The 13383-nt window shown below is 40.7% G+C and carries 11 protein-coding genes; all 11 read right to left on the bottom strand.

Annotation, left to right across the window (positions count from 1 at the left end):
• Positions 1-8: 8 nt before the first annotated feature.
• Positions 9-1892, bottom strand: coding sequence for a vWA domain-containing protein (locus ACFQ4A_RS13805; RefSeq protein ID WP_382401611.1), 1884 nt, complete (start codon positions 1890-1892; stop codon positions 9-11).
• 5 nt (positions 1893-1897) lie between these two features.
• On the bottom strand, positions 1898-2365 hold the full coding sequence (locus tag ACFQ4A_RS13800) for a hypothetical protein (RefSeq protein WP_382401609.1): 468 nt from the start codon (positions 2363-2365) through the stop codon (positions 1898-1900).
• Between the two features lie 16 nt (positions 2366-2381).
• On the bottom strand, positions 2382-3077 hold the full coding sequence (locus ACFQ4A_RS13795) for a hypothetical protein (RefSeq protein WP_382401607.1): 696 nt from the start codon (positions 3075-3077) through the stop codon (positions 2382-2384).
• A 13-nt stretch (positions 3078-3090) separates the two neighbouring features.
• Positions 3091-3909 (bottom strand): S1 RNA-binding domain-containing protein, encoded by an 819-nt coding sequence (locus ACFQ4A_RS13790; RefSeq protein ID WP_382401605.1) that lies wholly within the window; start codon positions 3907-3909, stop codon positions 3091-3093.
• Positions 3910-3965: 56 nt separating this feature from the next.
• On the bottom strand, positions 3966-5741 hold the full coding sequence (locus ACFQ4A_RS13785; protein WP_382401603.1) for a type IV secretory system conjugative DNA transfer family protein: 1776 nt from the start codon (positions 5739-5741) through the stop codon (positions 3966-3968).
• A gap of 557 nt (positions 5742-6298) precedes the next feature.
• Complete coding sequence (locus ACFQ4A_RS13780; protein ID WP_382401601.1) at positions 6299-7111, bottom strand: DNA adenine methylase; 813 nt, start codon at positions 7109-7111, stop codon at positions 6299-6301.
• Positions 7112-7142: 31 nt separating this feature from the next.
• Complete coding sequence (locus ACFQ4A_RS13775; RefSeq protein ID WP_382401599.1) at positions 7143-7634, bottom strand: hypothetical protein; 492 nt, start codon at positions 7632-7634, stop codon at positions 7143-7145.
• The gene (locus ACFQ4A_RS13770; RefSeq protein ID WP_382401597.1) at positions 7631-7822 is read right to left on the bottom strand and encodes a hypothetical protein; all 192 of its coding nucleotides are present in this window, start codon (positions 7820-7822) and stop codon (positions 7631-7633) included. Before ACFQ4A_RS13770 ends, ACFQ4A_RS13775 begins: the two co-directional genes overlap by 4 nt.
• A 21-nt stretch (positions 7823-7843) precedes the next feature.
• Entirely contained in the window at positions 7844-10858 is a 3015-nt protein-coding gene (locus ACFQ4A_RS13765) for a hypothetical protein (RefSeq protein WP_382401595.1), read from the bottom strand.
• A 212-nt stretch (positions 10859-11070) separates the two neighbouring features.
• A complete protein-coding gene (locus tag ACFQ4A_RS13760; RefSeq protein WP_382401593.1) occupies positions 11071-12126 on the bottom strand; it encodes a replication-relaxation family protein in 1056 nt (351 codons plus the stop codon).
• Positions 12127-12466: 340 nt separating this feature from the next.
• Entirely contained in the window at positions 12467-13243 is a 777-nt protein-coding gene (locus ACFQ4A_RS13755; protein WP_382401592.1) for a hypothetical protein, read from the bottom strand.
• Positions 13244-13383 lie beyond the last annotated feature (140 nt).

Raw genomic sequence — 13383 nt, 5'->3', positions numbered from 1 at the left:
CAGTATCTTTATTGTGTCAAGTGAACGTCCGGATCGACTTTATCCGTAATATTGATAAGCAGTGGTTCTTGCACCACTTGCCCGTCGTCGAACGTTGCACGGACAATCCACGGGTATGGGCCTTCTACGATGTGTTCAAGGTCATTACTTGTGAGGCTTACGTTCCATTCTGTATTACTTTCATTCGCATTTAGTGTTGATTGATCAGCCAGGTTGGCGGGAGGTATAACTGAGACATTTACGGCTGTTTCAGTTGTTTCCGCTTCTACCACGAATCCCTCCCCGGCAAGAAAATCAGGATCTGATCGAGATATGCCACGTTCATCCGCCCATTCCTCTGTATGCAGGATTTGGGCGTTTAATTCATTTTTCTGATAAACCGTGATAGCTTTTGTTATGGAATCAGTTCCTCCGTATTCATCCTCTACATGCAGAGTCACTTCCCAATCGCCAATTTGCTCCATCAGCTCCCGGAATTCCTTAGATGTCCCGAATGCTCCTGTATCACCATTTGGAGCCGTATACTCCCATTGATACGATAATTCGTCTCCATCAGGATCGGTGCTGGTGGAATAAACCCTTGTGTTACTTTCATTCACAATAGGTTCTCCCGGCGTCCACTCAAAGTTGGCTTCCGGCTCCCGGTTCGGGACATTTGTCCAATACTCACGTTGATTATTGTCTTCGGATTCTTCCATAACATCATTATTGGCATCGGCCACAATCTCAATTTTGTGATCGCCTTGTGAATGGTTGAATTGATATGAAAATTCTACCCATCCCGGTTCGGTCAATTCAACGGACTGAACAGGGGTATCATCCACTCTTAATTCGACATCAAACGGTGATATTTCCTGAACGCCGCCAATATTATCTATATAGGCCCGCACCGATAACATATCTCCTCTATGAATCGAATCAGGGGGAGGATCACTTACTTCGGTTATTTCGATATCCGGTGCATTAACCGTAATATTGATTAATTGTTCAACACCCTCTCCCCACGTATCCTGAACGATTGCATGGATGGTCCAGGTACCGGTCACATTCGCCGGAAATGAAATGTCGCTTGACTCACCGAGGAGGCGGGTATTGCCATTTGGCAGAACAGCTTCCCATGTGTAATTCAAATCGTCACCATCTGGATCAGTGGCAGTCATACTGGCCTCAACCGTTTCACCGATGTCCACCATTTGCGGTTCAACATTAACAGATTGAATGACCGGCGGCTCATTCATCCCGATTTGATCCATGATATCGTCATATACGTCAGGTAAAAAATTATCCCATGAACCACTTTCCTCGTACAATGTGCCGTCTGTATAATTATCCAGATAGTCAAACAAACTCGAGCTGGTACCATTTAAAATTGTATTCAAAACAACGTCCTGCTCCTCCAATAAATCCCGAACATTATAACGATAACTGTCATCATCATTAGATTCATCCGTTAATAATATGACCATCTTGCCAGCATTTGACCGTCCTTCATCTACTAACTTTTCGATGGCATACTCTACAGCATGAGCTCCATTTTCAACACTGCCGCATAAACTATTCATTTGATTAACCCAACTTTGAAATGAGCCAACATCATCCGTGAATCCCTGCCAGCCAAGACCGCTGCAGGAATAAACATCCTCTTCATAGCCGACAAGCCCCAACTGAACATCAAATTGTTCGTCATATAAATCTTCTACAAATTCATTGGTTCGATCCCGGACAGCATCAAACCCGCTGCCCATCGACCCGCTTTCATCCAGAACAAACACAATATCCACGGCGTTTTTGAGAATTGGTTCTGCTGCATGGGTTGTATACGGAAAAATAAGACTCGTCAAAAGTAACACCGAGAACAACACGGTCATTGTTGTTCTTCTTATCCATCTCATCCTCATCACTCCCCGTTAATCATTGTCATGCGTTCGATTCCTGACAATAAATCGTCATTGGCCATAAATTTCGATTGGTCAGCTCTGATTTGCATAAACGTTTCATTATTGTTATCCGGGTATAATGTTAACGTAATATAATTCATCTCCTCATTCTGGAACAAAAGCGTCAGGAGTTCACCTCCCAGCTGCATGGTTTTGTTGTGTTGCAATGTTTGGTTCATGATGACCTGAACATTAAAACTGTCATCGAGTTGGCTTATTTCAATCTCAGATATGATATCTTCATCTCTCACAGATTTTGAAAGCTCCTGAATAGATGTTGAGTTGACTTCTGTTTCCTGCCATTCCTTTTTGATGTCATTTAGATTGGATACAACAGGCTGATCTGCGAAAATCGTGACATAGGAAACACCAGCAACCAAAGCGATTATGAGGAATGTTGCTATTGCCCATATTATCCACCTTTTCAATATAAAACTCCTTTCGCTACGTTTTTACTGCAGTCTGATTTTCCTTGACCCATCCACCATCCCATTTATAAAACAGATCCTTGAAATCGCCTTGCAAATCTTCATCTGTTGTCACCCTCGCCTTGATATCCGGGGCATAAATGTTAAGGGGCTGCAAGTGATTGAGTGATTCCGTTACAATCAGCATCCGCTCAGTAAACGGTTTCCATTTCAGTTGCATCAGCAAATCCTGTATATCTCCCCGAACCACATACACATACATTAAATGACTTTTATATTGAATAGCCCCTACAAAAGGGGCTGGTGCCGGCAGCATATTTGCTTTCGGAAACTTGTGATACAGCTCAAAAAACAAAAGGCGTTGCAACACGTCCGGCACATCATACTGAGCCCAATAGCCCCCTTCATAATCTGTCAGTTTGATCATTTCCGCTCCTGTTGGGCCAAGGGTGAATATCGGGATATTCTTCTTCCCCTGATGGATTTCATGCCGGATGAGTTTACCTTCTTTTGCCATTTTCTTTTTCTTACTTTTGTCCACATTAATATATCGGGAGAGCTGTTGTCCCCCGATAATGCCGGTCGTTGCTGCTGCTTTCACTGCCTGTTCTTCCTTTGGTGAATTGCCCAGATACGCTGGTCTGTTAAATCTAGGCTGCCGCTGCCAATTAAGGTTCCAGTCGTGAAACAATGAAAAAGGGCTTGAAGCCATAAGCCTCAACCCCTTACAAGATACGGGTAATACGGGAACGGATCTGTTCTTTATCGACATCGACGCCAAGAATCCGTACCAGTACCCGATCGCCTCTATTGACGTTTTGGAATTTCAGATGACGGGACAAGCTATCCACGCCCGGCTCCAGGTTAACAAACACGCCATATTCTCTTACACCGGAAACCTTGCCGACATATTCGTTGCCTTCCTCGTACCGTTTAGCGCAATCCGGCCAAGGATTTTGCTGTGCTGCTTTGGCACTTACCATTACCTTTTCATTTTCTTTATCCAGCTCGGTTACTTTCACCTTGAAGTGATCGCCCGGTTTCACTTCGTCTGTTAAGTCCTCAATCCAGCCATAGCGCACTTCCTCTATCGGAATTTTTACTTCAATACCACCAATGTCAGCACGAACAAGGTTTGGCGACACAGTACGGGCAACTGCCATGATAATTGCCCCTTCCTCTAATTTTTCCCATGTGATGGCTGCCATTTGTTCCAGCGCCTGTTTCCGGCTCGCGGTAAACACACCCGCCTCCCGATCATAGTTTAATACTTTGAATGCTACGTTTTTACCGGTCAACGAATGCAATTGCCGGTTATTCTCCATTCCAGATGCTTCCAACGGAATGTAACCACGTACGTTTCCGATATTAACTACAGCACAAGGTTTATCCAGTTTCGTTTCAATACCGGTTACGAGTGCTTGCAAAATCGTGCGGTTCTGATAAGCCCCATAAATTTCCTTCCAATGTTTGTCCACTTCATTTTCCTTTACCTTTCCTGGATCATATCCTTCAATCAATACTTGTAATCTATCATCTGCCATTTGATATACTCTCCTTTTTCAATAATTTTTTTAAATAGATTTTAAATTCCTTTTTTTTAACCCCAAAAGTCATCGGTTTCCTCTGCTACAGTTTCTTTTGCAACATATTGTTGCTTGTCCTGCTTCACATCATTATCACCCCCTTTACTATTTTCCGGTGTGTTGTTCCCCGGATTATCTTTCTTATCATCCACGACAATTTCTTCCTCCGTTTCCATGTTTTCTCCAAAGTACGGTTCCTGCTCAAATGACCATTCTGTAAACTGCCATTCCGTGAATTGCCATTCTGTTTGATCACCTCCTTCAAAGACTGGTTCGCCATTACCAATGTTCCATGCCTGTTCTTGCTGTTTCGTTTGACCCTGTTGAGTTTCCTCGTCATCGGGTATCTCGCTAAAATTGGCTTCAACCGATTCATGGGCAAAGGGCTTAATTGGTTCTTTTATCCAGCGCCTACGTTTTGGCTTGAGTTCCTGTGTCAGTACACGGGCTGCTCGTTTAAAACGCTTGTTTAACGGTGTTTTTTCCTTACCCTGATCCAGCCATTCTTTCCGCTGTTTCCAGTCCCTCGGTACGAATATCCCTTTAGCAAGCCCCGGAGGTTGTTGGACGCCATCCTGCAATAATTTATGAACGTAATGGAATCGGGGCAGCCCATCCATAATTTCAGTGAAATAGAAACGGTATTCTTCGGTTTCCGTTTCACGGTAAGATTTTGGAAACAAACTCGGCAACAAGACGTTGTGCTCGTATGTGTCCTGTGTCATAGTTACCCGTTTCATACCAAATTCCTCCGCAAACTCTTTGGCATCATTGGCCGGAAGTCCGCCGAAAGCGATTTTGTTCCGGCAAGAGTTCATAATGGCTGTTTTCATCGCCAGTGGTCCGATATCACCGGATTCCACTTCCAACTGTGCAAGGGACTGGACAGCCAGCACACCGGATACACGGTATTCCGCTGCCAGTGAGAGAAACATCTCCACATCCGGATTAATGTACCGGCTGTATTCATCCACAATCATAAAATGTGGTATACGGGTGTCTTCTGATCCGGGGCGACGAAAGGTTGCGTTCTGCAGGTGCATAATCAGAAATTGGCCAAACGCATCCCCTGATTTTCGCAATTTCCCCAATGCTGTGTTAACCGCCAGTACACCACCCTCGGCAAAATGCTGATCCATGTCGATGTCGCTTTTGCCTGTCATGATCCGGCGCAATAGCTCGTTTGACGTGATGTTTTCCAATTGTGCTCGAAGTCCAATCACGAACTGTCGGTACTTCTCACCCATACTGCCAAGTAGTTCTGATTCAAAAAAATGGACGAGATCGGTCACGCCGTCTCGCCGCTTTAATTCATCCACTTTTTTCTCTAACACTTCCTGGTCACGCAATGTGTTCATCACGTCAATAATATCCATTTGGTCACCATGGAGCTCTTTCAACAGTTTGGTGACATTTCGTGCGGACAATTCCTGTACGGTTTTAAAGAATGCTTCCTGTTTCCCAAACAAACCTTGCAACACGACAACAGTGGCTTCTGCGACGTCATCTATGTCGCCTTCCATTGGATTAAACCGATGGCTGTTTGGTGATTCAGGGTCGATGTAAACATCAGGTATGTCCATTTCTACACACATTTCATGGACCATTTGGGCAACGTCGCCTTTTGGTTCCACCACAGACAAGCCGAGTTCCGTACCTTTCTTTTTTTGGAGCAATAACTGATAAATCATCGGTTTTAAGACGGTGGCTGTTTTACCGGAACGGGTCGGTCCGACAACGAGCATGTGGGTAAAACAGTCATCGCCCTTCCATGTTACTGGTTGTGGCATGGCTTTCCTCCTTTCATTGATGTTCACATTCCGTTACTGGAATCTATTCAAAGAATGAAATAACCTGTCCCTCCGTAAGTTATTACAATCAGTGAGGTGAAAATTAAAAAGTTTAATATATTCTGTCCTCTGAATCTTTTATATTTCCTGTCGAAAAAATTGATAAGTAAAACAACATTTAATGCATTTAATAGACATCCATACGCCAATAACCCAAATAGATTATTCACGCCATTAATTTTTCCTGTCAGCATAATAATAATAAAAAGAAGATGAATAGGAATGGATGCTAAATTAATCATTAGATAAGTACGATAAATGCGGATAATCCCCCACCTCCTGACCATTCATTTAAAAAAACCCCGACAGTAAAATGTCGGCGTTATACAGAGCAACGGTATTACTTAAAACTAAATCCGCATTAAAACAATATTTTTATCCAACCATATACAGACAACCACAACGGAATACTTAACAAAGTTCCATTGAACAATCCTACGAAAAAGTTACCTTCCTTAAGTATCATTGTTTCTCCCTCCTTTCGTTTAAAATGAGTGTTATGTGCCAAGTGAGAAAAGCGTCGGCTGGCTAATTTGTTCCGCTGCAACAGGGTTGATCCAAAGAACCTCTGTCCTTGTCGCCCCGTTTTCTGCTGCAACATATTTCTGTTCTCGGCTCCAATACTTTAGTTTTTCATTATAAAGTGGATGGTCATATCCTGATAACAAGACTGGCCCAGGGTGTTCATTCAATATATCCAGCAATTTCTTATGATCTTCCTCGTTCATTTCCTGTGCGTAATGCTGATTGGTCCTTGTATCACTCACATAAGGCGGATCTGCATAAATCAGCACTTCTTCTCGTCTATATCGCCGGATTAGCTTTTCAGCTGGCTGATTTTCAATTTGAGCTTTTTTAAGTCGATTGGATACCACAATAATCCGTTCAGGAAGACTTCCCCATTCCCGTGTTACATTCGGTCCATTAAGGCTAATCAAGCTCCGCCATCCGGTTTTGTTGTTCATTTTTGTTCCGATTGCTTGCCAACACCGAACCAAAAACCGCCGAGCATCTTCGACAGGATCGCCCGTTAATTGGTATGACTCGTCATATTCCTTACGGGAAAATGGTGTAAATTCTATTAATCTTGCTAATTTGTCCGGCTGATTCCGGATGATACGAAATAGATTAGTGACATGCCCGTTCATATCGTTGATTGTTTCGATTTGTGATGGATGTTTTTTAAAGAAAATAGCACCTGAACCAAAGAATGGTTCCAGGTACGTTGTGTGTTCCGGCATATGCGCAATAATCCAATTTGCCATTTTCCATTTGCTACCGGGATATTTTAAAATCCGTTCTGTATGCAAAATATTTCCCCCCCATTAAAAAAAGCAGCCATTATTGGCCACTTGCGTCGTTTTCGTGATGTTCCTCTGCTGATTCCCCGAGTACAATGGATACCTCCCGCTTGGTTTCTGTATCTTTTTTCCGCTTTAAGAGCTGTTCGACAAAGCCCTTGAATGATTTATTGTCGTTATGGCGGGAACGGTTCTTATCCCCTGAACTTCTGCCTTTGATAAATCCGACAAGCATAACAGCTGACAGCATTAAAGCTACTATCAGCATGAAACGTGTTGTCCATAATGGATATGGATAACCGTGGGACTGCCAAAACTGATGCACCCAACAGCCAAATGCCATATTGGCGTAGGTCAGGACCGCCGAAAAAGTAACGGTATTCCGTTTCCGTAAAAAGGTGAGTTCAATCAGCAGGAAGATGAATAAACCCATGCCAATAGTAAGGGCTATGTTCGGTGAAGGTATCCACCAGCCAGTAAATACAACCAGCCATCCTATGCAGCCTAATACGAGCAATCCAAATAAAATCATTGCAACGTCCCCTGTAATGGTCGGTTCCGGTATTTTTCAAGTTGTACAACAAATCTCAGTTCATCTTTCATTATTTCCTTCATCAAGTTGTACATATCATGCTGCACTTCATCAGGAAATGCAGCAATTTCTTCGGCTATTTGGTCATCTTCTGTAATTTCGACAATTGCTTGGAATGGTTGGATCATGTTATTTCACTCCCTTTTTGATTATTGTGTTAGTTGAATATTGACTGAAGCTTTACCTTTAATCTGAATAGTACGTTGAATTTTTCGTGTTTCACCTTCCCTTGTTTCTAATAAAAAGGTGAAGGTATAAGACTCGCCAGGCTGGAGTGTTGCCAATTGTTTATCATATAACGTGTGTGTCCAGACCCTATCCTGTTTTTCTTTTAATTCTATTGTTTGATCACCAAAGGAAAACGGAGATTTGACTTTGACATTGGTAACGTTAATCCCAACTTTTGCCCATAATAAAAAAGGCTCTCCAGCAAGGTATGTGTTATCATCCAAGCCAAGCCTTTCTCTTTTACCCTGCCATTCCGGAATATGTTTCACATCGACTTCACTGAATTGTTTAATGGAAACCGACTGAGCTGTACGATTTCCCGCTTTGTCCTCTGCAATAAATTTGTATGTGCCATTTTCTCTGACTGTATAAATCAAGTGATCAATACTCTTCCATTGGTTGTCTGGGGTTTGAATTTGTTTGACACCACTCATTGAATCCGTTGCTTCTACTGTTAGCTCTATATCTTCATGCGTTATTTCAGATAAGTCTCTATTAATTTTTAGCTCTGGTGGTGTTTTATCAATTTTGTAAGGCCCAACTGTTTTTTGAGACACATTTCCTTGGTTATCTTTTGCTTCAAAATGAACGAAATATTCTCCTTCATCTGTTAAGTTTATACGTCGGCTTGTGTTTGAATCCCATGAACTCCATCCTTTCGTTGGGGGAGATTGAGATTTAGTGACAACATACCGCTGACTGTTAAAGTCACTTCCACCTTCATCTGCAAAGTTTGCATTTATTCTTACGTTATTCCTTGTCCAGTCTTGTTCTTCTATATCAGCCTTAATTTCAGGAGCAATATCATCAACGGAAATATTGATTACTCTGCTAAATTCTTCTGACCAAATATTTGCATCATTTTTAACCCTTAATGAGACAATATATTTTCCTTCACCATAAGGATTAAAATCGGTTATCGGTTCAGATCCTTGATAAATTTCTACACCATTTCTTGTAACCGTCCATTCTGCTTCTGTTATATTTCTTCCTGCTGGGTCGTAAGATGTATTGTTTACATCAACAGGATTATAAATAAGTGAAGTTGGCGGCATATCAAAATTGGCTATCGGTTGTGCAACAACATCAGAAGTTGTAATGTATCGAGCTTCTGGTTCTGACCAAGTCCCTTGATGGTCTTTGACACGTAATTGCACAACATAATCTTTTCCTGCGGGTAAACTTGATGGCACTTTCCCTTCATTCCAAGTCGTTGCAGTGGTTTCTTTCCATTTCCATTCATGCTCGGCAATACCATTATCTTCATTTGATTGTAAATCAAGGTCATAAGACATATCCTCTATACTCACACTATATTCATCTTCCATATCCTGAACTTCTGTCGAATAACTCGCAATCGGTTGTCTATGAGCATAAATGTATTGCGGTTCTGGGTGTCTATCTTCAAACCACAATTCGTACCTTCCAACTTTATCAAAGGTAAAGTCAAAATCTGATTGATACACGCCTGTATTTTCGTATTTGCCATTGTTGTTATCAAAGTAAGTATAGTCATGATCGACACGCCAACGACCATCAGGATAGGCACTATTTTCAGTATTTCTTTGATATTTAGAAGGGTTCACTTCTAATGCTAAAGGCTTTCCAACTAAGACATATTTAGAAGATGTTCCTTGTTCTACTTCAATCTTGCTCAAAATATAGTCAGCAATTTCTTCAATGATCTCATTGTAGTCTCTACTGCTGTTAATAAATACGCCATTATCATTGTTTCTGGAAATAAATCGTTTGGCTTGTTCTTCGTTAGTGTTTGAACCAACACCGATATAATCTATTTGTTCATTCGTTAATCGAGTTAAAATTTCCCCTAACGCTTGGGAATCATCAAAATCAGAAACAATTTCGTCTTCCATATTGACAATAAAACGTTCAGAACCATCTCTCCATTCAGGTTGCCTGATAACTTCACTAAAGGCTCTGGTTTCCTTTGTGGTTACACTGAAATTTCGATGAGTCGCATGAGATTGACTTGCTGCATAAGGTCCGTATCCACCTGTTAAAATAGGATTTTCGTCATCTATATAATCAATTTCCTTTTTTCCATCAACCCAAATCTCTATATGATTTTCTACTGCTTTAATCTCTATGTCTTGAAAGTCATGGCGTTTCCATCTTAATCCGGATGTGTTTGTGGTCTGCAAAGAAACGATTTTTCCTTTGGCATCATTGGTTGGTTTACCTTCATGTTGTATAGGTGTGTCACTATTGGATTGTGTAAAATAAGCTGTTAGGTTTCCGTTTCCTTTATTGTGGTTGACGTTCCACATTCTATGTTCGCCGACTTTGTTATTTTTAAAAGGGGCGTTTTCCATTTTAAACAAGGCACTTTCTCCACTACCTCCACCATCTATCCCAAAGAAATACATATCATAAGCATCGTAATCACCATTATAAGGATTTTGTGGGTCGTTCGGTTCATGTCTATTCATCCGAAAAGCAATTCCAACCCAATCGTTATCTCCGCTTGTTGTAACAGATAATTCAGAATCAATTTCAATATGACTAGCATCATCTTCTTCCCAAAAACCTGTCCATTGTGTATTTACTGTTGAACGAATAACTGGAATTCCATCAATTGTAGTCAATTGCCATTTACCAACATCATTAGGATAATTTTCCCACTCGTTAAAAATAACATCGGCATCAGCATCATTTGTTGAGAAACTGGTTGTATCAAATGCTTGAATATTAACCCTACCTGGATCAACCCCTTTTGCTTCCAATTCGCTTTTTAAATCTTCTTCAAAATCTTCTACTTCAATATCAGTATTCCCAACGGTTAATGCAACGTCTATTTTAGGTAATTCTGTTACACTTATATTCATTTTTTCGTCAATCGCTTTAATTGGGGCTTCGCTTATAGGAGAAATTAATACCACTAATATCAAAAACAGTAATAGTACTTTTCTTCTCATTTTTTCTCTCCCTTCTCATTTATAAATTGATAACCAGCACGTTGCGGATTTTTTTGCCAAAGCATTTCATGCGTTCAAAGTCCTTGGAATACCCTTCTATTGCATCCGGTTTCGTCAGATCCGTATATAGCATATTCACAATATAAACTTCACCCCCTTTATACTCCGCGACACATTCAAAATGACTTTTGTCGGAAAGAGTGATCTGGCAACTACTGGACAATCGGCACTTTCTTACGCATCCAACTCTCGTTTTGGATCATTTTATCTCCTACATCCATATAGGACACTAACGGGTTGCCTTGCATTAGCTGCTTAATCGTTGTTTTCATTTCCGGTATCACCAAAACAAGCACCCGATAGTGTTTTTCCTGGAAACGTTCTGCCCGGTTTATATCTTCTGCATAATGATTAATAGCACGTATCTTCATAATATCTGCATTCATCAGGTTGACGAGGTACTTTTCTTCACCTTTATGCATGACCTTGTACTGAAACGGTGAACGGTCGCCGGAAAACGGGACAACCTCAAAAGGTGTTTCCGGTGATTGGATAATGCGCTCAAAAATTGTTTTGTCAGAAAATCCGGATTGCAGGTACTTTATGCCATAATTAAAATCCATGACGCTTAGTTCCCCTGTTATGCTCATCATGTTGTTAGCTTCTGTTGCTCTTTCTACAAAGTGATTACGGGATTCTTCACCTTTTGCTAATACAATATAGTTCGGGAATTTATCTGATTTAATTTCTCTTATAATTCGGCGCATATTTTCGTCTTTGGTGCGTTCCATCAGGATATATAGGGCATAACGTTTACCAGTTGGACTCACCAACTCACCATGGATTAAATCGTTCCGGTTTAGGTTATAATTTGCCTTTGTTTCTCGGCTTTCGTATAGTTCCCATCCATAAGGAAACAGTTCTATCATGACATCGTTAGTTGCTAACACATATGGCAGCATATTATCTCGAACTCTCAATTTTGCTGCTTTTTTATTAATTAGTTCTCCTTGATCTCTCAATATAGCAAGTGCTGTATCCGTTAAGCGGTAGCATGTCGTTTGCTTTCTTCCGTTTTTACCCACTAACGGAAATGGAATTATCCAATTACTTTTCTTCATAGCGTATATTTTATTTTTTACATAGCTGCTATGCGGAAAGTATTTCTTTCTTAGGTGTTGTGTTGTTAATACACGGTATCGGTATAAATCTTTCAGTATCGCAATATCACGTTCTGTCGGTTGCGTGATGATTGGATTACTCGGCATCTTCTCACTCCTTATTTTGGCGTTAAAATGACCGCTTTTAGTATGTTTTTGTGAACAAGTGTGTAGGGCTGTTTGTTTTCGCTAGTTCTCCACTTTCGTTATGAACAAGCTCTACCAAACTTCAGCTTTTTCACATTGCTCACAACAAAAAAATCAAAACCCTTTTATATCGACGGGTATAGCTCATTTCTCGGGGGAATACTTGGTAACTCATTTTTAAATTAGTAAAACGCCGGAATTCCAATAAGTCACCCCATTTTTACAGGGGGAAAATAGAGGGAAGGAAAACAGAAGGGTATAAAAAAACTTAGAGTTTTCCCCCTGTATTCACCCTGTTTTCCTATTCATCTTTGCTTTTTGCTTGCTGGCTACTGTTTTCCCCTTCGTTTTCTTCCTCAGTACTATCCCAAAAATCGTCCCCAAAACTATCATCAATATCATCGATGTCATAACTTGCATCTTCTGAGATGTAAATTTTTTCTTGTCGTTTTCGATTCGATTTTTTTATTGCTTCAACATACTCGTCTTGCGTTATTTCGGGTTGTTTCATAACCTCTAAATGGTGCTTTTTCATATAAGCATGAAAGTCCGGAAAGTTCTTATCGTCCATCACGTACATTTGAACATGGTTATTCTCCGAGGGGAAACCCATTTCCAAACAAGATAAGTCTCTCCAGCTATCATCTTTAATAAGCCCTGTGGCACGGAGCCCATCCTGCAAATATTTACGGTTGCGATTATCCAAATCCCGAACCATTTTACTTTTAAAGTAATGGGCAATTAACAGACCAGCTTTTTCAAACTGTATATCAACCTTTTTCCAATCATAAGCGTCTAATGTTGCCCTTAAATAATAATCCCGAATCCTCGTTTTGTAGGTATTTTCCTTTTCATAAGGCGGTAACATACCTTGATAAGAAAACCGGAACACCGGATAACCATTTACCAATATTGGTTTGCCTGTTGCATTCGGATAAATAGAAGGTAACTTACGAGCTTCTGCATCCCTCTTTTTGTTTTTTTTATACTCTAATACCCCCCAACGATATACAAGGGATTCTTTTAAATCATCCAGTTGCCTAATTAAACCTTTCAATCCTTCTTGATCTTCCCACATTATTAATCCCTTCCAAAATTTAGTTTGTCAGACGCGATTTCACCTTGTGAACGCCGGCATGGCACGATTTTGTGACTTTACCGTCTGACGTTATATCCTTTTAAAACAGCTGAAAACTAAACGTCTGACGTTCTAAAACA

The sequence above is a fragment of the Lentibacillus salinarum genome, assembly GCF_042679865.1.
GTDB classification, from domain to species: domain Bacteria; phylum Bacillota; class Bacilli; order Bacillales; family Amphibacillaceae; genus Lentibacillus; species Lentibacillus salinarum.
Note: the sequence above shows the minus strand (reverse complement) of the source record. Positions and strands in the feature narration are given on the sequence as shown.